This is a genomic window from Pelomonas candidula, from assembly GCF_043555985.1.
Lineage (GTDB): Bacteria > Pseudomonadota > Gammaproteobacteria > Burkholderiales > Burkholderiaceae_C > Pelomonas > Pelomonas candidula.
The window spans coordinates 178,621-198,172 of record NZ_JBIGIC010000011.1; the positions used below are offsets into that span (position 1 = coordinate 178,621).

General features: G+C 70.9%; 16 protein-coding genes. 9 read left to right on the forward strand and 7 right to left on the reverse strand.

Annotated elements, in window-relative coordinates; all coding sequences use genetic code 11:
• Window positions 1–62 precede the first annotated feature (62 nt).
• The 3 genes from ACG04R_RS20690 to ACG04R_RS20700 form a co-directional block, all read right to left on the reverse strand.
• On the reverse strand, window positions 63–1,634 hold the full coding sequence (locus tag ACG04R_RS20690; RefSeq protein ID WP_394415329.1) for a glycoside hydrolase family 43 protein: 1,572 nt from the start codon (window positions 1,632–1,634) through the stop codon (window positions 63–65).
• A complete protein-coding gene (locus ACG04R_RS20695) occupies window positions 1,631–2,689 on the reverse strand; it encodes a LacI family DNA-binding transcriptional regulator (protein ID WP_394415332.1) in 1,059 nt (352 codons plus the stop codon). The genes ACG04R_RS20690 and ACG04R_RS20695 overlap by 4 nt, the downstream gene beginning before the upstream one ends.
• 206 nt (window positions 2,690–2,895) lie before the next feature.
• The gene (locus tag ACG04R_RS20700) at window positions 2,896–4,869 is read right to left on the reverse strand and encodes a sialate O-acetylesterase (protein WP_394415335.1); all 1,974 of its coding nucleotides are present in this window, start codon (window positions 4,867–4,869) and stop codon (window positions 2,896–2,898) included.
• 225 nt (window positions 4,870–5,094) lie between these two features.
• Here ACG04R_RS20700 and ACG04R_RS20705 point away from each other — a divergent pair, with 225 nt between their 5' ends.
• Window positions 5,095–6,180, forward strand: a complete 1,086-nt coding sequence (locus tag ACG04R_RS20705) for a LacI family DNA-binding transcriptional regulator (RefSeq protein ID WP_394415338.1) — start codon at window positions 5,095–5,097, stop codon at window positions 6,178–6,180.
• A gap of 2 nt (window positions 6,181–6,182) precedes the next feature.
• Here ACG04R_RS20705 and ACG04R_RS20710 read toward each other — a convergent pair whose 3' ends face one another.
• Window positions 6,183–7,058, reverse strand: coding sequence for an alpha/beta hydrolase (locus ACG04R_RS20710; protein ID WP_394415341.1), 876 nt, complete (start codon window positions 7,056–7,058; stop codon window positions 6,183–6,185).
• A gap of 263 nt (window positions 7,059–7,321) precedes the next feature.
• Here ACG04R_RS20710 and ACG04R_RS20715 point away from each other — a divergent pair, with 263 nt between their 5' ends.
• Window positions 7,322–8,407 carry a LacI family DNA-binding transcriptional regulator gene (locus tag ACG04R_RS20715; protein ID WP_394415344.1) on the forward strand — a complete coding sequence of 362 codons (1,086 nt, stop codon included), beginning with the start codon at window positions 7,322–7,324 and terminating at the stop codon, window positions 8,405–8,407.
• Window positions 8,408–8,430: 23 nt separating this feature from the next.
• Here the strand turns inward: ACG04R_RS20715 and ACG04R_RS20720 are convergent, their stop codons facing one another.
• Together ACG04R_RS20720 and ACG04R_RS20725 are read right to left on the reverse strand one after the other, a co-directional pair.
• The gene (locus ACG04R_RS20720; RefSeq protein ID WP_394415347.1) at window positions 8,431–8,985 is read right to left on the reverse strand and encodes an ECF-type sigma factor; all 555 of its coding nucleotides are present in this window, start codon (window positions 8,983–8,985) and stop codon (window positions 8,431–8,433) included.
• Window positions 8,986–9,051: 66 nt separating this feature from the next.
• Complete coding sequence (locus ACG04R_RS20725; protein ID WP_394415350.1) at window positions 9,052–9,855, reverse strand: hypothetical protein; 804 nt, start codon at window positions 9,853–9,855, stop codon at window positions 9,052–9,054.
• A 266-nt stretch (window positions 9,856–10,121) separates the two neighbouring features.
• Here ACG04R_RS20725 and ACG04R_RS20730 point away from each other — a divergent pair, with 266 nt between their 5' ends.
• The 5 genes from ACG04R_RS20730 to ACG04R_RS20750 all read left to right on the forward strand — a co-directional run bounded on the left by ACG04R_RS20730 (window position 10,122) and on the right by ACG04R_RS20750 (window position 16,541).
• Window positions 10,122–10,979, forward strand: a complete 858-nt coding sequence (locus tag ACG04R_RS20730; RefSeq protein ID WP_394415353.1) for a c-type cytochrome — start codon at window positions 10,122–10,124, stop codon at window positions 10,977–10,979.
• Between the two features lie 161 nt (window positions 10,980–11,140).
• The gene (locus ACG04R_RS20735; protein ID WP_394415355.1) at window positions 11,141–12,553 is read left to right on the forward strand and encodes a CapA family protein; all 1,413 of its coding nucleotides are present in this window, start codon (window positions 11,141–11,143) and stop codon (window positions 12,551–12,553) included.
• Entirely contained in the window at window positions 12,550–12,897 is a 348-nt protein-coding gene (locus ACG04R_RS20740) for a hypothetical protein (RefSeq protein WP_394415358.1), read from the forward strand. The genes ACG04R_RS20735 and ACG04R_RS20740 overlap by 4 nt, the downstream gene beginning before the upstream one ends.
• A 177-nt stretch (window positions 12,898–13,074) precedes the next feature.
• Complete coding sequence (locus ACG04R_RS20745) at window positions 13,075–15,123, forward strand: lactonase family protein (protein ID WP_394415361.1); 2,049 nt, start codon at window positions 13,075–13,077, stop codon at window positions 15,121–15,123.
• On the forward strand, window positions 15,120–16,541 hold the full coding sequence (locus ACG04R_RS20750) for a putative sulfate exporter family transporter (RefSeq protein WP_394415364.1): 1,422 nt from the start codon (window positions 15,120–15,122) through the stop codon (window positions 16,539–16,541). Before ACG04R_RS20745 ends, ACG04R_RS20750 begins: the two co-directional genes overlap by 4 nt.
• Window positions 16,542–16,646: 105 nt before the next feature.
• On the opposite strand, the gene ACG04R_RS20755 is transcribed toward ACG04R_RS20750, so the two are convergent.
• Window positions 16,647–17,561, reverse strand: a complete 915-nt coding sequence (locus ACG04R_RS20755; RefSeq protein WP_394415366.1) for a YicC/YloC family endoribonuclease — start codon at window positions 17,559–17,561, stop codon at window positions 16,647–16,649.
• Between the two features lie 31 nt (window positions 17,562–17,592).
• On the opposite strand from ACG04R_RS20755, the gene ACG04R_RS20760 reads away from it, so the two are divergent.
• Both ACG04R_RS20760 and ACG04R_RS20765 read left to right on the forward strand, forming a co-directional pair.
• On the forward strand, window positions 17,593–18,561 hold the full coding sequence (locus ACG04R_RS20760; RefSeq protein ID WP_268150084.1) for a serine/threonine protein kinase: 969 nt from the start codon (window positions 17,593–17,595) through the stop codon (window positions 18,559–18,561).
• Window positions 18,562–18,640: 79 nt separating this feature from the next.
• Complete coding sequence (locus tag ACG04R_RS20765) at window positions 18,641–19,549, forward strand: PP2C family protein-serine/threonine phosphatase (protein WP_394415368.1); 909 nt, start codon at window positions 18,641–18,643, stop codon at window positions 19,547–19,549.
• Window positions 19,550–19,552: the final 3 nt, after the last annotated feature.

The following is a 19,552-nucleotide window of genomic DNA, read 5'->3' on the forward strand; positions in this document are numbered from 1 at the left end:
GGGCGTCGCCCGCCGCGTTCGGACAAGCGCCGCTCCCGTGCGGCGCTTTTTTCCTGCGAGGCCTAACGCCTGTCCGTGAAGCGGAACCAGTCCACGTCCACGTGCCCGGCCGGGCTGTCCTTCGTGGTGTTGAAGCAGAAGAGGGCGTACTGCGGCCCCTGGAAGGTGCCGGTGCGCCAGTCGTAGACGAGATCGAAGGCGTCGCCCAGCGGCTTCCAAGTGGCGCCGTCCTGCCATGACAGCCGCCCCTGCGCGCGCTCGAAGTCCATCTCCAGCCGCAGCGTCACGTCGTTGCCGTCCAGTGCCGCCGAGGGGCCGGGCACGACGGTGGCCGCCTGGCGGTCGCCGTTGTCGATCAGCGTGTGGCGCTCCAGCCTCAGCGTGCCGTCGGGCGCCCGCACTGCAGCGATGCCGGCATTGACCTTGCCCAGCGTGCCCAGGCCGCAGCGGTCGCCGGCAGCCAGCCCCGACAGGTCCAGCTTCACGTCGGCGCGGCTGTAAGGGCCCTGGCCTTTCTGCGTCAGCGTGTTGCGTGCAGTCCAGAAGCCATCTGCCCGGGTGGCATTCAGGCGCAGCCAGCCCGGCCGCTCGGTCAGGCTCCAGCGCGAGTCGTCGGGGTTGTGGTTCCACGCCCACTGCAGGCCCAGCGTCGCGCGGTCGAATTCGTCGGACGTGTCCGGCTGCGCCGGCGGCTGCCCCTGCACGGGCTTGGTCACCCGCGCCGGCACGCGGCCCGGTGCGTCGGGCGTGCCCCACACGGGCCAGTCGTCGCGCCAGAAGATCGGGCTGAAGTTGGTGATGCGCCCGATGCTCGGCCGGTCCTGCATGACGAAGCCCCACCAGCGGCCGTCGGCCAGGTCCACGATGGCGCCCTGGTGGCCGCCGCTGGTGGCCGAGTCGATGGCGTTGATGGTCTCCCAGGGGCCGGTCAGCGCGCGGGCGCGCGAGATCGTCATCGCCAGGCGCCGCGGCACGGCGTTGAAGAGGTAGTACCAGTCGCCGCGGCGGACCAGCTTGGAGCCCTCGGCGCCGGGGATGTAGTGGATCTTGCGCGCTTCGGTCACGTGCGTCAGTGACTTGTCCAGCGACAGCAGCGTCACCGTGCCGTCGCTGCCGACTGACGTGGCGATGTAGGCGCTGCCGTCGGTGTCGAAGAACAGCGCCGGGTCGAAGGCCGCACGGTCCAGCGCATGGCAGCGCCACGGGCCCGCCACCTGCACGGCGCGGCAGATGCGGGTGTTCTGGCCCACCATCGTGAAGGCCAGCACGAACTCGCCGTCATGGAATCGCAGGCTGGGCGCGAACACGCCGCGTCGGTAGACGCTGCCGCCCTGCAGATCAAAGGCGGGACCGCCCTCCAGCCTTGGCAGCACATGGCCGGCGATGCGCCAGTTGACGAGGTCGCGCGACTGCAGGATGCGCAGGCCCGGCGAGTTGGCGAAGGTGGTCGTCGCGAAGTAGAAGTCCTCGCCGACGCGGATGACATCGGGGTCGGGGTAGTCCGCGTACAGCGGCGGGTTGGTGTAGCTGCCGTCGCCGTTGTCTGCCTGCCAGGCGCGGGCCGGCAGGCTGGCGAGCAGCAGGCCCGCCGCGCCCAGCGCGAGCGCGATGCGGGTGCCCAGGGGGAATGTCATGGCGGCAGGTTGTCCTTCAGGTAGATCTCGATGCGGATGGGCGCGTCCGTCTCCGGGCTGCGTTGGCGCGTCAGCCGGCTCAGGGCCAGGCGGCAGGCCACCTGCGCCTCCTGCGCGGCGGACTGGCCGATGACGGCGCTGGCCGTGCCGTCCAGCAGCGCGGCGCGGGTCTGCGGCGTGAGCTCGTGGCAGACCCACGAGACCCAGCCGGCGGCGCCGCTGTCGCGCAGCGCCGCGTAGATGCCGTCATTGCCGGCGCCGATGCTGTACAGCCCGGCGAGGTCCGGCCGTTCGGCCAGCAGCGCGGCCACAAGGGGCTGGGCCGCCTCGGGGCGGTCCTTGCATTCCAGCGGCGGCAGCAGCGTCAGCGCCGGATGCTCGGCGGCCATCACTTCACGAAAGCCCTGCAGCCGCTCGGCGTGGTCGTGCAGCGCGTGCGAGCCCATGACGATGCCCACCGGCCCGCTGCGCCCGGCGAGGCTGCGGCCCAGCAGGGTAGCGGCCGTGCGACCCGCCGCGCGGTTGTCGATGCCGACGAAATAGTTGCGGGCGCGGGAGTCGATGTCTGACACCAGCGTGACGATGCAGGTGCCGTCGCCGGCCATGCGGTCCACGGACTCGCGCACCAGCGGGTGGTCCTCCAGCATCAGCACGACGGCGTCGTACTGGCCGCGCAGCCGGCGCACGGCCGCCGATGCGGCGGCAGGGGAGAAGGCGTCCGTCGTGCGCACCTCCACGCGGGCATGCTGCTCGGTGAGCCACGGCGTCAGCGCGCGCAGGGCCTCGCGCAACTGCTCGACGAAGCTGTTCTGCCCCGACGGCAGCAGGAAGCACAGCAGCCAGCTGCCGCCGCGCGGCTGCGGCGCCATGGTGGGCTCGTTCTGCAGGGCCAGCCGCTGCAGCGCTTCCTGCACGCGCAGCAGCGTGCGCGTGCTCACGCCGGGCCTCTGGTTGAGCGCGCGGTCCACGGTGGCCAGGCTGACGCCGGCCTCGCGGGCGACGTCGTGCAGCTTGGCGCGGAGCTCGGGGCGGGGCGTGACGAAGGCCGATGTCATGGCGCGCGACCTGATGCGGGCCGACTGGCGGTCCCGGGGACTGTCAGTCGGCCTCGCTAACGGCCCGTTCCTGTGTATTTGGTATCGCTATCATAACTATCGGTCAAATCCCGATCCCATGGCGTTTCCACCTAGGATGTGACCTGTCCAGCAGTCTTGATAGCGATACATACCGTGCCAGGATTGCGGTCCCAGCCGGCAGTGCGTTACTGCGGGTAGCGGCGGCCCTGCGTCTCCAGTGCCCACCCGTCGCTGCGTGCCGGCGCAGCAGGCAAGCCATCGCCGCCCACCAGGTTGGCCTCGCTGGCGTTGTCCACCCAAGCGTAGCGCGCGGCGACGGGCGCCGCGACGGTCGGGCTGCTCAGCACGACCCGGTCGCCGTCGATGCGGGCCGTGGCCGGAACGAAGCGTTGGTCCGCGCCAGCGATGACGAAGCCGCGCAGCGACTCGCCCGACGCGGCCGTGCGCAGCCCGCCGGCTGTGTCCTTGAAGCGCAGCCACAGCTCGTTGCCGTGCACCTCGGCGCCCGCGAAGCGCGGGCCGGTGGCCGGCGCGGCGCGCAGCCCCATGTCGTGCAGGGCCAGGGCCGCCAGGCGCTGCCCCGGCGTGCGCTTGTTGCGCGGATGGATGTCGTCGGCGTTGCCCACGTCGATGGTGACCGCCATGCCGGTGTGGGGCAGGGCGAGGGCGCGAGACTGCGCCTCGCGCAATTCCGCCCAGCCGCCGTGGCCCGGTCGGTTGTTCTGCAGTGGCAGGAAGGATGCGAGCTGCACGAAGAAGAACGGCAGATCAGGTTGATGCCACTGTGCACGCCAGTCGAGGATCAGGCGCTGGAAACCATCGGCGTAGGCCGCGGCGCGGCCCGTGTTGCTCTCGCCCTGGTACCAGAGCACGCCGCGCAGGGCCAGGCCGGTGATCGGGGCAATGAGGCCGTTGTGGGCGAGCGAGGGCGCGTCGTTGGCGGTCGGGCCGTCGGCCACGCTGATCTGCTCCACGCGGGCGCGCCACGGCCCGGCTAGCGAGACCGAGCCGGCCGTGGTGTCCAGCCTCATCGTGGCCGCGTCGCCGTGGAAGCCGCCGCCGCCGCCCGTGTCGGTCACGCGCACGGCGATCCAGTTGGCGCCTGCGCGCAGCAGGCCGGCGGGCAGGCTGTAGTGGCGCAGCTGGTCGTAGCCGCACAGGCCACCCACGCGCTGGCCGTTCACCCACACTTCGTCGCAGTCGTCCACCTTGGCGAGATGCAGCTCGGCCGTGCCCGCAGCCTGCGCGGCGCTCAGCTCGACCTTGCGGCGCATCCAGACGACGCCGTCCAGGTCAGCCAGCCCCTGGCCTTCCCATTCCTGCGGCGCCTGCAGCGTGGGCCAGTCCAGGTCGAGGTCGCCGGCGGCGGACCAGCCCTTGGCGTCGATGCCCTGCAGCGGCAGACCCGGCTGCCAGGCCACCACGCGCGCCAGCACGCGCTCGCGCTGCGCCTTGGCGAAGTCGGCGTTGTCCGTCGGCAGTGCCTTCAGGGTCGGCGCCAGGTCGGGGTCGGCCAGCGCCACGTCGCGGCGCATCCAGGTTTCGAGGTGCGAGCCGCCCCAGGCCGTGTCGATGAGGCCGATGGGCACGCCCTGCGTGGTGAGCATCTGGCGCGCGAAGTGGTAGCCGATGGCGCTGAACTCGCCCACCTTGCCGGACTCGGCGACGACCCAGGGGGCGGGCGCGATATCGGCTTCGGGGTGCAGGCTGGCGCGCAGCGGCACGCGCAGCTGGCGCAGCTGTGCGTTCTGCGGCGCGGCGACCTCCTGCGGCCCGGTGTCGGTCGGGCCCAGCGGCCATTCCATGTTGGACTGGCCGCTCAGCAGCCAGACGTCACCGATCAGGATGTCTCCGCGCTGGGCCTCGCCGTCGCCGTGCACGCGCAACTGGTGCGGGCCGCCAGCCGGCAGTGGCGCCAGCCTGGCTGTCCAGCGACCGTCGGCACCGGCCTGGGCGCTGGCCTTGCGGCCCGCCAGTTCGACGGTGAGCTGACGCCCGGGCGTGGCCCAGCCCCACACGTTGATGGGCTGATCGCGCTGCAGCACCATGTGGTCGCCGAAGACCTGGGCCAGCCGGACCTCGGCGTGCGAGCCTGCAGCCAGCACACACAGCAGGGCAGGGATCAGCGACCGGGCGAGCCGCAGGGGGGATGAAGGCATGGAGTCTCCTGTGTTGTTGTGGATGTCTCGCGTTGGCGTTGCCGCCGCGGAGCGGTCAAGAATGTAGCGCTACCATTTGGTGTGTGGAAGGTCGGCCGCGTCGGCCGCACCGGGCCAGCCATTTGACGGCCCGGCCCGGCGGCTTGACTTACCATTTTGAGGGTCAGGCCGAGCGCCGAGCCTGCAAGAGTCCATGGCCGCCCCGCGAACCATCGAGGTCGAGATTTGAACCAAACCGCGCGTCCGCGGCGGCGCACCAAGGCCGCTACGCTGGCCGATGTCGCCAAGCTGGCCGGCGTGTCGCCGATGACAGTTTCCCGCGTCGTCAACGAAGAGCCCGGCGTGCGCCGGGAGATGCGTGACAAGGTCGTTGCGGCCATCGCTGCGCTGAACTATCTGCCGCATCCGTCCGCGCAGCCGACGCTGGACACGGATGTCGTGCGCATCGGCATGGTCTTCAACGACCCGAGCGTGGGTTATCTCAACGACTTCATGATCGGGTTGCTGAGCAAGGCCGGCCTGCCGCACGTGCAGCTGGACGTGCAGCGCTGTGAACTGCGCGAGGACGAGGAGGCGATGGTGCAGGTCATGATTGCCGGCGGCATCCACGGCCTCATCCTGCCGCCGCCGTTCTGCGACTCCGAGCCGCTGCTGCGCAAGCTGGCGGCCCACGGCGTGCTGGGCGTGGTGGTGTCCAGCGGCCGGCCGAGCCCGCTGGCCAGCGCCATCGGCATCGACGACCAGCGCGCCGCCTACGAGATGACGCGCCACCTGCTCTCGCTGGGGCACCAGCGCCTGGGCTTCATCGTCGGCGACAAGGATCAGCACTGCAGCGAGCGGCGCCTCGCGGGCTTCCGGCAGGCCATGAACGATGCCGGGCTGGACCCGGCCCGGATGGCCGCGCTGGCGTACGGCGACTTCAGCTACCGCTCGGGGCTGGACGCCGCCGAACAGCTGTTGGCGCTGGAAAGCCGGCCAACGGCCATCTTCGCCAGCAACGACGACATGGCGGCCGCCACCGTCGCCATCGCGCATCGCCGCGGCCTGGACGTGCCCAGCGACCTGGCCGTCGTGGGCTTCGACGACGCGCCGCTGGCCACCACCATCTGGCCCGAGCTGACGACGATCCACCAGCCGGTCACGGCCATGGCCGGCGCCGCGGTCGAGTTGCTCGTGCGACACATCCGCTCGCGCCGTGCCGGCAAGCCGCTGCCCTGCGAGCATGTGCTGATGCCCTTCGAGCTGCTGCGGCGCCAGTCCGATGCCGCGCCGCGCTCGCGCCCGCCGCTGCGCTTGGGCGGCATGGCCTGAACTCACCGGAAGAGCTGCTGGGCGAAGTGGTACAGGTCCTCTTGCCACTGCGCCGCATCGTGGCCGTGGGCCGGCACGTGCCAGACGTGCGGCACGCCCAGTGACTGCAGGCGGGCGTGCACGCCCTGGCTGATGCGCAGCAGTCCGTCGAGGCTGCCGCAGGACAGCCACAGCAGGCGGAGCTGCTTAGCGGCCTCGGCGTCGGGCAGCAGCTCCGCCGGCGCACGTGTGTTGGGCGCGGACGAGAAGCCGCCAATCCAGGCGAACCGGTCCGGGTGCGCCAGCCCGAAGTTCAGCGTCTGGCCGCCGCCCATCGACAGCCCCGCCAGCGCGCGGCCCTCCCGGTCGGTGCGGGTGTGAAAGCGTGCCTCGATGGCCGGGATGACGTCGTCCAGCAGGTCCCGCTCGAAGCGGGCGAAGGCCGGCGCCGTGGCGAAGACGTTGCCGCGCGCCCGGTCGTCGGGCTGGGCGCGGCCATTGGGCATGACCACGATCATCGGCACGGCGCGGCCGTCGGCGATGAGGTTGTCCAGCAGCACTTCGGGCGCCGCGAAGCGCTGCCATTCGGTCTCGTCGCCGCCGATGCCGTGCAGCAGGTACAGCACCGGGTAGGCGCGCTGTGGGTCGTAGTGCGGTGGCGTGTAGACCAGCATGTGCCGCCGGGTGCCGACGGTGCGCGAGTCGTAGTCCACCATCTCCAGGCGCCCGTGTGCGATGGCGTCGCGGGGCCGGTTCCATCCGGCGGCTGGAGGCGGGAAGGCCGGTCGGTCATCGGCGTGGAGCTCGATGGGCCAGCTCAGCGGAGCCGGCGTATCGGCGGGCTGGGCCGGCGCAACGCCGGACAAGGCCACGAGCAGGCAGCACCAGAGTCGTTTCATCTTGGGGGAAGTGCGGTGTTGGGGCCGCGCATGCTAGTCAGCCGCCCGGCTGCAGGGCAATGACTTGTGACCGTCGAGCGATTTGATTTTCGTCATCGGCTCCCTCAGTGCTTCACATCCTTCACCTCAGGCTGCGTGGTTCGATATCGACTTCGTGATTGAAGTGCTCGGCAAATTGATTGCTGTGCGTCGAGATGCGTTTCTAGGATGTGTCCGGGATGCCAGGGAGGCATCGTCGTCATAACCCGGAAAGGATGTCGTCCATGAAGCAGACAGCGCGGCAGGGTGCCGTACCCAGGTCGGCGACCGTGTCGGATGTGGCCCGCCTGGCTGGCGTGTCGACGATGACCGTGTCGCGTGTCGTGAATGGCGAGCCCACGGTCCGGCCGGACAGCCGTGCCCGGGTGCAGGCCGCCGTCGCTGCGCTGAACTACATGCCCAACCCATCGGCGCGCAAGCTGGCGGGATCGCGGCCCATCCTGCTCGGCCTGCTCTACAGCGACGCGCGGGCGGGCTATCTGAACGGCTTCATGCTGGGGATGCTCGGCAAGATCAGCCTGCGCCACGTGCAGCTGAACGCGGCGCACTGCGACGCCGGCAGCGACGGGGTGGACGCGGTTGCGTCGCTCCTTGACAGCGGCGTCGACGGGCTGATCCTGCCGCCGCCGTTCTGCGAATCGCGTGTCTTGCTCGACCTCGTGGCGCGCAGCGGTACGCCGACCGTGACGGTCTCCGCCGGCCGGCCGAACCCGCATTGCTACGGCGTCAGCATCGACGACTACAAGGCCGCCTACGAGATGACCCGCCACCTGCTGTCGCTGGGGCACCAGCGCCTGGGCTTCGTCATGGGCGACCCGGGGCAGAGCTGCAGCGAGCGCCGCTTCGCGGGCTTTCGGGCCGCGGCCATCGAGGCCGGGCTGGACGAGGCCCACGACATCCAGACCGTGCAGGGGCGCTTCACTTACCACTCGGGGCTCGATGCGGCCGAGGCGCTGCTGGCCGGCAGCCAGCGCCCGTCAGCGGTCTTCGCGAGCAACGACGACATGGCGGCCGCCACCGTCGCGGTGGCGCAGCGGCTGGGCCTGTACGTCCCGAGTGATCTGACCGTGGTGGGATTCGACGATGCGCCGCTCGCGACGACGATCTGGCCCGAGCTGACCACCGTGCGGCAGCCCATCGGCGAGATGGCCGGTACGGCCGTGGACATGCTGGTCCGGCACATCCGCGCCTGGCGCAACGGTGTCAGGCTGCCGGTCGCCCAGCAGATGATGGACTACACGCTGATCCGGCGGCAGTCGGACGCCGCGCCGCGCTACCGGCCCTCGGCGCGCCTGGGCATCGTGGCCTGAGCCGGCCGCGGTCGCCCTGGCGCTCACGCGCGCAGCGCGTGAGCGAGCAGCAGGCGCGCCTTGTCCCAGTCCCGCCGCACGGTGCGGTCGGAGATGTTCAGCGCTTCGCCGATTTCCACGTCGCTCAGGCCGCCGAAGTAGCGCAGCTCGACGACTCTCGCCAGCCGGGCGTCGATCTGCGCCAGGTCGTTCAGCGCGGCATCTACGTCGAGGATCTCGCCGGCCGGGTCGGCGAGCTGATCGACGAGCGTCGTGTCCAGCGGGATGGCATCCACGCCGCCGCCCCGCCGCTCGGCGCGTGAGGCCCGCGCCGCGTCGACGATGATCGAGCGCATCACCGAGGCCGCGTAGGCCAGGAAATGCCCGCGGTCGACGGGCGGCAGGCCGTCGACGCGGGACAGCTTGAGGTAGCACTCGTTGACCAGCGCCGTCGTGTCGACGGCCTCTTCACGGGCATGGCGTCCCAGCCGGCGGTGGGCCACCGCGCGCAGTTCCGGATAAAGCTTTTCGAACAGGCGGTCGAACGCGGCGCGGTCGCCGTCGCGGGCCTGTTCGATCAGAAGTGTGATGTCGCCCATTCGCGGTCGGTCCGTGGCGCGCGGGCTGTGCCACGCGGAGCGCGAATGATATCGACCGGCCCAGGCTCATGCCCGCTGGGTGCTGCCGCGCGATGCCGGCCCGGCCACGCGTGGCAGGCGGTGGCAGGCTGCGGTCACGGCGACGCTGGATGCGATGGCCAGCAACAGGGCCCAGCCGGTTCCCAACGCGGGTAGGGCCAGTGCGAAGGCCGCACCGAACAGCGCCCGCCCGAACAAGCCGCGGGTGTAGGCGTGGAGGAACTCGCCCGCGGCAGCGGTGCCATGCCTCGCGTGCTCGGCGACCGCCACCGTGCCGCAGACCACCGGCAGCGACGCGAGAACGCCGGCGGCCGACGGCCCCCAGTGCGCGCCCAGGCTGGCGGCCAGCGTGCTGAGCAGTGCCGAGGCCAGCACGGTGAGCGTGATCTCGCCGAGCCCGCCATGCGGCGACGAGCGAGGCGCCTCATGGCGCTGGCCGGACCGGGGGCGCAGCTTCAGGCTCAGCGCGACGCCCGCCACTGCGGCGGCTGTTGCCTGCAGCAGTTGATGGCTGATGGTCGGGGTCAGCGCCGCCAGCCCCGCCGCGGCGGCGAGGCCGCTCCCGAGTGCTCCCGCCGGGCCGACATGGCGGGACGCTCGCGCATAGCCCAGCGCGAAGCCCGCCTGCATCAGGCAGCAGGCCACGGTCGCCACCGCCGCCGCCGAGGCGAAGGCCGCACCTTCGTCGCGCGCCAGCCATAGCAGGGCCGGCGCGGTCGCCGTCGGGAACGCGGCGACCAGCCCCGCCAGGCGCCGATGTACGTGCCGTGCGGCGAGGATCACCGCCGCCATCGTGATCGCCGTGCACGCCGCCTTCCACCAGATATCCATCGCGCCTGCCATCCATCTGCCGGGCACGCTCCCGGCACCCCTTGCTCGTCAGTACGGCTTGCCGGGCGGCAGGCGGACAGCGGGGCGGGGCGGTCCCCAAGGGCTAGGGGGAGGGCTGTGTCACGTTGTGGAGGTCCGGTCCGGCTTGCGGGTGCCGGATGTCCGCTCCGTCACAGCGAATCCGTACAGCCGCATGTCAGCCGCCCCGACCGCGTCCTTGTCGACGGGCCGCGGTGGCGTGCCGGCTCAACGAAAGGGTGAATCGAATGCGAGTCCTGCGATGGATGGTGGTGGCGCTCGGGGGCGTCGCGACGTTGGTGCTGGTGGCGGCCGCAGTGGCCTACGGCGCTTCGGAATACCTGCTGCGGCAGACCTCGCCGGCCCGCGCCCCCGCGGTCGCGTTGCCGACCGATGCGGTCTCGGTCGCGGAAGGGAGCCGCCTGTTCATGGTGCACGGCTGTGCCGGCTGCCATGGTCCGGCTGCCGAAGGGAATCTGCTGTTCGATGAACCGCTCATCGCCACGATCGTGGCGCCCAACCTCACCGATTCGATCGCCCGCTACGGCGCTGGCGACATCGCGACGGCGATCCGCAACGGCGTCAGCCCGCGCACCGGCAGAACGATGCTGGTCATGCCGTCGCAGGCATTCGCGCCGCTGAGCGACGCGGACCTGGGCAAGATCCTGGCGTTTGTGGCGAGCCTGCCGCGGGCGCCGGGCATGGAAGGCAGCGTGTCGGTCGGGCCTGTGGGGCGCCTGGGGCTGCTGGCCGGCCAGTACAAGACCTCGCTGCAGCTCGTGGAGCAGGCGGTGGCGCCGCCCGAGGCGCCCGACGCCGGGGCGTCCATCGGGCGCTACCTGGCCCGCACCTCCTGTGCCGAGTGCCATGGCGCCGATCTCGGCGGTGCGAGCCACCCCGAAGGTGTCGCGCCCAACCTGCGCATCGTGGCCGGCTACCAGCCGGAGGCGTTCACGCGCCTGATGCGAACGGGCATCGGCATGGGCGACCGCAAGCTGGGCGTCATGTCGGGCTGGGCCCGGGCGTATTTCTCGCACTTCACCGACGCCGAGGTGCAGGCGCTGTACCGCTACCTGCACGACCTGCCGGAGCCCGTCCGGCGCTGAGGCGAGGTGGCACCGCGGCGGCCGTGCCGACAGAAAAAGGTGGGCGTGTGTCCGGGAGGCCGACGGCGCCTCGTTCACTGAGACGGCACGTTTGCCATGGCTCCAGTGGACCCGACATGACCCGTCCTGCGTCTTTCGCCGCGCGCCCCGCGCTCCTTGCCTTGCTCCTCTGTGCAGCCGCGACGGCCGCCTCCGCCCGGGGGCAGGCCACCGAGGTGCTGTGCGGAATGCGCACGGGCGACGCAGCGGCCACGCTGCGAGTGGCGGCGGGCGGCGACCCGCTGGCTGCGTCCGCCGTCGATGTCGGCGAGGGCTTCGAGGTGCGTGCCGTGGCGCTGTCCGGGGCGGGCGATGCCGACCTTGTCGACCGGGCCGTCGTCACGGTGCTGGACCGGGCGGACGCGAGCCGCCGGGTCGTCCTTTCGCAGAGCCGCCTGCCGACGGCCGGGCGCGAGGCTCTCGATTCACAGGCGGCCTGGCGGCCGAACCTGTCGGGCTGGCAGCGCGTCTACTCGCCGGCACTCGGCCGCGAACTGGCCTGGGGCTGCGCGTTGGTGCTGAAGGGCTCGACGCCCGCGAACTGGGACCGCGTGGACGCGACCGACATCGACGACAGCCAGGCGCCCGCAGGCCAGAAAGCCGCCCGCACGGGCTCCGCCACCGTCCGCCTCGCCTGGATGGGCGACGTCATGCTGGCCGATGGACCGGGTCGGAGCATCGCCCGTGGGCGCGATCCGTTCGCGGCGGTCATGACGGTCATGAAGGCGGCAGACCTGCGCATCGCCAATCTGGAATGTGTCATCGCGACCGGCGGAACGCGCGTCGCCAAGCCCTGGACCTTCCGGGCCCATCCGCGCGTGCTGGCGGTGCTGCGAAGGCATGTCGACGTGGTCTCGCTCGCCAACAACCACTCGGGCGACTTCGGGCCCGCGGCGTTCGCGCAGATGCTGGGGCGGCTGGAGCGGGCCGGGCTGCCTTACTTCGGTGGCGGCGCCGATCTGCGCGTGGCACACCGGCCCGCCATCATCGAGCGGCAGGGGCTGCGCATTGCCCTGCTCGGCTACAACGAGATGTTCCCGCGCCTGTTCGAGGCCGGTCCCGGCAGCCCCGGCATCGCCTGGGCCGACGAGGAGCAGATCGTGGCCGACATCCGCGCCGCCCGGGCCGAGGCCGACGTGGTCATCCCCTACATGCACTGGGGCCAGGAACACAGCGAGACGGCGCATGCCCGCCAGCGTGCCCTGGCCCGGCTGATGATCCGTGCGGGTGCAGACGCCGTCGTGGGCACGCATCCGCACGTGCGCCAGGACACCGAGCTCATCGATGGCAAGCCCGTGATCTACAGCCTCGGCAACTTCGTCTTCGACGGGTTCAGCGACGCGGACAACAACACCGGCTCCATCCTTTGGATGACCGTGACGGCCCAGGGTGTCAGTGACTGGCATCTGCAGTCCGTTCATATCGATCCGTCAGGCGCCCCGCAGATCGACCGTGCCGATGCGGCGCGGCCGGCACGGCAGATCGCGGTGAACCAGTCGGCCTCCGACCCGCCAGCCGCAGGGGACTCCCGATGAGATCGTTGCTCGCGATGGCTGACCAATGGCCGGTCCTGAACCACCTGCTCGACGAGGCACCGACCTTGCCGGCCGACCAGCGCGCTGCCTGGCTGGCGCAGCTCGTCGGCGCGGACACTGGACACCGCGAGGCGCTGGAGGCGCTGCTGGCCACGCAGGCAGGCGTGGAGACTGCGGGCTCTCTTGCGCGGCTGCCGGTGCTGGAGCCCTCGGAGGCGGCCGACGACCTCGTGGCCGGCGCGGAGGTCGGGGCCTACCGCCCCTCCGGCCACGTCGGGCGCGACGATGCTGGTCTCCCTGCGGCGCAGGCTTGCGTAAGCCACGCTGCCGCTTGCCGCAGGTGACGCTGCCGCAGCGCCGCGCCCTGGGCGACCCGGTCAGAAGCCCCGATGTCGCCCGTGTCCGGCAACTGCTCGCACAGGCCGGTTCAGGTTAGGGGGATCGTGCCGCGCGGTGGCGCGCGATGTCCGGTTGGAGGCGTCGACTGCGTAACTCTCTTCAGCAACTGATTGAAGAGATCCATGCGACGTCTGACGTTGACCCTGAGCTTCGCCGCGGCCGTGTGCGCCGCCGCGCAGGCGGCCCCGGCAACCCCGGATCGCCCCGCGGTCCAGAGCTGGACGCTGCGCGCGCGCATCGTCGCCACCGGCATGCGCCGCGCGTTCGGCGTTCGCCAGGTCGGCCGGTTCCACAGCGGCGGGCCTTTCGTGTCCAACCCCGAGTTCCTGCTGCAGACGCAGCCCGGCAAGGTGCTGGACCCGCAGCGCGTGCTGGTGGCGGTGGAGCAGAACTTCGGTGCGACGCCGGGCAACCCGGCCCATGCGCCCGGCGCCGTCCTGTCCATCGACCCGACCGCCGCGACGGACGATCACGCGCTGGCAATCCCCGCCGTGCTGGCGCCGGGCCGCCCGGCCGAGGGCGGCGCCGTGCAGCTGTACAGCGTCCAGGCGCGCACGCAGCTCAACCGCCTGCACAACGCGGGCGCCCGCACGGCCGACTTCGCCGGCGTGTCGGGCCCGCGCTACCTGTCGATCAACAACGCCTTCGGCCGGCCTTGGGTCGCGAACGCGCCGTTCGGGCTGCGCGGCGCGGGCAGCGAGAGCGTGCTCGACCCCGACGGCGCGCCGCTGGCCAATGCACCCAGCGACGACGCGGGCGGTGTGTTCGCCGGTGCGATGAATTTGCGCACCAGCAGGCCCCGCGCCGTGCGTACCGGCTGGTTCGCGCAGTGGCTGAACCGCCAGGACAGCGGCCAGCTCACGCCTGGCGCCATCGACAAGGGGGCGCTCGGCACGGCCTTCCTCGGCTCGTCGCCTGACGGCAGCGGCTTCGCGGTGTTCGCCGTCGTGACGGGCGATGGCGCCGTCGTGCAGGTGCATGTGCAGGACGGTGTCGACGGCCTGGCGCCGCGCGGCACGGTCGACGTCGGCGGCGACGATCCCGGCGTGATCGGCACGGCGTTCCAGTGGGTGCCGGACCGCACGCTGTACGTTGCCGACGCGCGGCGCGATCGCATCGCCGTGCTGGAGCTGGGCGACGACACGCGGCACTTCACGCTGCGCCGCACGCGCCATCTGCAGTCGCCGTGGTTCCAGCACCCGGTCGACCTCGCGCCCTGCGTGCCCGAGATCGCCAACCCGCGCTTCGCCAGCCACACGACGCTGGCCGGCGGCTCCGACCTCTACGTTGTCAACCGTGGCGACGGCTCGGTGCTGCGCGTCGCGCAGGATGGCACGGTCGTCGCGCGTGCCGTGGTCACCTGGCCGGATGGCCGTGAGGTCGGCGCCGACCGACTGCACGCCATCGCCGTGTCGGCCGATGCGCAGCGGCTGTGGTTGATCGCCGAGCGCGATGCCGGGAGCGTGCTGATCGAAGTGGCCGGCTTCGACGCCGGCGGTGCCTTCGTCGCCCGCGGCCAGGTGGCGGCTGCGCAGGCCAGGCCGCAGGAGACGGTAGAAGAGGGTGCCCGCCTGTTCACGGCCAACCTCACGCTCGGTGCGGGGCCGGGCACGCGCTTCAACGCCACGTCCTGCGTGGCCTGCCACCCCGGCCCGGGTGGCGCGAGTGCTGGCGAGGAACACTTCGCGCGCCGCATCGCCCGCCTCGACGCGGTCAGCGGCCGGGCGGCGCCGGGCGCGGCGGAGCTGGCGCCGCGGCATGTGATGGCCGGCTCCGTCATGCGCGCCGAACCTTTGCCGCGCGGGGCCAACGTCGTGTCGCTGCGCATGCCGCTGACGCTGGTCGCAGCCGGCCGGCTGGACGAGATCCCTGACGCCGTCATCGAGGCCCAGGCCGTCAGCAAGGGCGATGGCATCAAGGGCCGCGTGCACTACGTGACCGCCGGAGATGGCGCGCAGCGCGTGGGCCGCTATGGCTGGAAGGCCGACACCGCCCGGCTGGACGACATCGTCACCCGGGCGCTGGCCAACGAGATGGGCGTGGTGCGCACGGCGGCTGGCGAGGACGGTACGGTGCGGGCGCTGGCTGCCTATCTGCACGGGCTCTCCACGGCGCGTCCGCCCACCGTGGCCGCAGTGTCCGCGCAAGCCCGCGGGAGGGCCGCGCCATGACGCCCGCGCTGCCTCTGCAAGGCCTTGCCGCGACGCTGCGTGGGCGCACGCCGGGCGTTCTCGTCGCTGCCGCGCTGGCGCTGGCCGCAAGCTGGATCGCGGGCGGCCTGGGCGACCCGCTGGCGCGCAACCCGGTGCTGGTGGCCATGCTGCTGGGTCTGCTGCTCGGCAACGTCTTCGGCTGCCCCGACGCGCTGCGTCCCGGGCTGGACTTCACGAAGCGCTTCCTGCTGCGCACGGGCATCGTGCTGCTGGGCTTTCGCATCACCGTGGCGCTGTTGGGGGATCTCGGCCTGGCGCCCATCCTCATCGCCGCGACCGAGCTGGTCTTGATGCTGCTCATCGTGCGCTGGGTGGCGCTGCGCGTGTTCCGCCTGGAGCCGGCACTCGCGCTGCTGGTGGCGGCGGGCTCGGCGGTCTGCGGGGCTGCAGCCATCCTGTCGGTGGCGGCGATGGCGAAGGACCGTGAGCGGCATGCCGGCATCGCGATCGCGCTCATCACGATGGTCGGCACTGTCGCGCTGCTGCTGTACCCGATGGCCTTCCTGGCCGGCTGGATGCCGGGGCTGGACGAGCGCAGCTTCGGTGTCCTCGTCGGCGCCAGCATCTTCGAGCAGGCCCAGGTCTATGGCGCGTCGTTCGCCGTGTCCGAGGGCGCGCTGAACATGGCGACGCTGGTCAAGCTCAGCAAGGTCGTCATGCTGATCCCGTTGCTGCTGTTGATGGGCGTTGCCCAGCGCCGCGCGCCGTCGGGCGAAGCGCGCGGCCGCTTGCCGGTGCCGTGGTTCGTGTTCGCCTTCCTGGCCGTGCTGCTCTTCAATTCGGTGGTGACCGTGCATCCGCAGGTACGCGCGGCCGTCCTGCAGTTCGACCAGTTCCTGTTCCTGATGGTCATGGTGGCGTTGGGGCTCACGACGCCGCTGAAGCCGCTGGTCGGCAGCGGCGGCCTGCGGTTGATCGGCGCGGGCGTGTTCGCGCTCGTGCTGTCGGCCGGCATCGCCTATGCGCTGGTGCGTGCCAACCAGGGCAGCGCGCTCGCCGAGGAGACGTCGGCGCGTGCTGTGCCGCCGGGTGACGGCGCTCGCATCTTCGATGCCGTCGGCTGCGTGAAGTGCCACGTGCCCAGCCTGCGCGGCGTCAATGGCGACGTGCCCGTGTTTTCCGACCTGCTGTTGCACGACATGGGCCCGGCGCTCGACGACAAGATCGTGCAGGGCCAGGCCATCGGCTCCGAATGGCGGACGACACCGTTGATCGGCATCCGGCTGCGCGAGCGCTATCTGCACGACGGACGCGCAACGACGCTGCGTGATGCGGTGCTCGAACACGGCGGCGAAGCGGAGCTCGTGCGCAGACGGTTCTTTGAACTCGACGAGGACGAACAGCGTGCGGTCTACGCGTTCGTCGCCTCCCTTTGACCGGAGCGAGGCGCGGGCCCTCGCCGCACGAGGCGCACGATATCGGCGCCGAGCGGCCTGCCTTCGACCCGCTCCCGATCGGGGATTCTCGGGAGCGTTCAGACCTTATTCAACGTTTTGCACCTGCTCGCGCATCTGTTCGATCGCGACTTTCATTTCGACGGAGATATTCGTCAGCTCGAGCGCCGCGGACTTGGAGCCCAGCGTGTTGGCCTCGCGGTGCAATTCCTGGATCAGGAAATCCAGCCGCTTGCCGAGTTCGCCGCCTTTCTTGAGCAGGCGGCTGAGTTCATCCAGGTGGGCGCGCAGCCGCGCCAATTCCTCGGCCACGTCGATGCGGATCGCGAAGGCCGCGGCCTCACCCAGGGCGCGTTCCTGCAGGGCCTCCTGCGGCACGGAACTGGCCGCACCGGTGGCGTTCAGCGCCTCCTGCCAGCGCTCCAGGAAGCGCTGTTGCTGGCGGGCGACGACGGCGGGCAGCAGCGGCTCGGCTTCATCGGCCAGCGCGCGCAGCCGCTGGATGCGTTCGCTGAGGATGGCCACCAGCTTCTCGCCCTCGCGTTCACGCGACTCGGCCAGGCCCTCGACGCAGGCTCGCGCGGCTTCCAGCGTTGCGGCATCGAGCTGAGCTGGCACGGCGGCGCCGCTCTTGCACCAGTTCAACACCTCCTGCACGGACAGCGGTGCCGCGTCCGGCATCCAGGCGCGCACCTTGGATTCCAGGCTGGCCAGGCGGTTGAGTTGCTCCGGCTGGGGCTGGGGCCAGCCGCCGTCTGACTCGCGCTGGGTGTTGATACGCAGCTCGATCTTGCCGCGCTTGAAGCGTGCCGCGACCAGTTCGCGCAGCGCCGGCTCCAGCCCGCGCAGCTCTTCAGGCATGCGCATGGACAGGTCCAGGAAGCGGCCGTTTACAGACCGTAACTCGACGCTGACGGAGGCTTGTGAAGTGTTGGTGCCGTCGTCGGCTTTAGGGGGTTGCGCCACGGAATTGGCGTACCCGGTCATGCTGTAGACTGGCATTTCGCACTCGCAAAACAGACAAAACGCGATTATGTCCAAGCCGAAGCCGGCGCCATTGCCCGCAGGCACGGTGGTTGGGGGCTATCAGATCATCAAGCGACTGGCGGCGGGCGGTTTCGGCGTGGTTTACCTCGCTGAAGACCCGGACCACCACCTCGTCGCGTTGAAGGAATATCTGCCCTCGTCGCTGGCCGAGCGTTCCCCCGGAGAGCTGACGCCTCGCGTCAAGCCTGAGAAGCAGCCGTTGTACCGGCTGGGGCTGAAGAGCTTCTTCGAAGAAGGCCGTTCGCTCGCGCAGATCTCGCATCCCAGCGTCGTCTCGGTGCTGAACTTCCTGCGCGAGAACGAGACCGTCTACATGGTCATGAACTACCTGCAGGGCGACACGCTGCAGGACTTCATCGTGACCGCACGAGACATGAAGCGCGACAAGGTCTTCCGCGAGTCGACCATCCGCAGCCTGTTCGACGAGATCCTGCGCGGCCTGCGCATCGTCCACCAGCACAAGATGTTGCACCTGGACATCAAGCCGGCCAACATCTTCATCACGAACGACAACAAGGCCGTGCTGCTGGACTTCGGCGCCGCGCGCGAAGTACTGAGCAAGGAAGGCAACTTCATCCGCCCGATGTACACGCCAGGCTTCGCCGCGCCGGAGATGTACCGCCGCGACGGCTCGCTGGGCCCGTGGACCGACATCTACGCCATTGGCGCCTGCATCTACGCCTGCATGCAGGGCTACCCGCCCAACGACGCGCCGCAGCGGCTGGAGAAGGACCGGCTGAACTTGAGCCTGTCGCGGCTGCGCAATGTCTACTCCGACAACCTGCTCGAAGTGACCGAGTGGTGCATGTCGCTGGACCCGCTCGCGCGCCCGCAGAGCGTGTTCGCGCTGCAGAAGGAACTCGCCCGCGAGACCGAGCGTCGGTACACCAAACTCAGTTTCAGCGAACGCCTCAAACTGCAACTTGAGAATCTGAAATCCGGAGCGAAAGCTTGAGCCCCCACGCGTACGTTCGTCCGCAGCCCCCCGAGGGGGCGCAAGGCCACCCCAGGGGCGGCCCGTCGGGAGCCTTGGCGTGAAGTTCAGCGTCTTCCAAGTCAGTCGTCGCGGTGGCCGCGAGACCAATGAAGACCGCATGGGCTATTGCTACACGCGGGAAGCCGGCCTATTTGCGCTGGCCGATGGCATGGGTGGCCATCCGGAGGGCGAGGTCGCTGCGCAGATCGCGCTGCAGACGCTGGCAGCGCTGTTCCAGCAGGACGCCCGCCCGGTGCTGGACGACCCGCAGCGCTTCCTGCAGGACACCATCGTCATCGCCCATCAGCAGCTGCTGCGCTACGCCCAGAGCAAGGGGCTGTCGGACACGCCGCGCACCACGGTCGTCGCCTGCATCATCCAGGGCAACCAGGCCTGGTGGGCGCACTGCGGAGATTCGCGCCTGTACCTCGTGCGCGGCGGCAAGCTGATCGCCCGCACGCGCGACCATTCCTACTCCGAGCTGCAGGAAGCGCTCGGCCGCGTCGCCCGCGGTGCCGAGCCCTTCAATCGCAACGTGCTGTTCACCTGCCTGGGCAGCCCCGGCAAGCCCATGGTGGACTGCCAGGGCCCGCTGGTCCTGGAGTCTTCGGACCGCATCCTGCTGTGCTCCGACGGCCTGTGGGGCAGTGTGGAGGATCACGAGATCGTCCAGCACATGGCCGACCAGGCCATCTCCGAGGCCGTGCCAGACCTCGTCGAGCAGGCCTTGCGCCGCGGCGGCGAGCGCAGCGACAACGTCACGGTGCTTTCCGTCGAATGGGAAGGCCAGGGCGACCCCGATGGGGACACCACGCAAAACCTCGGCAACTCCGGCTTCGCCTCCACGATCCAGGGCGCGCTGGACGCCGACCTCGTCGCCGCGATGGACGACGAGGAGATCGAGCGCTCGGTGCGCGAGATCAACGAAGTCATCCGTCAATCCGGCCGCGGTCTGAACCGCCGCTAACCT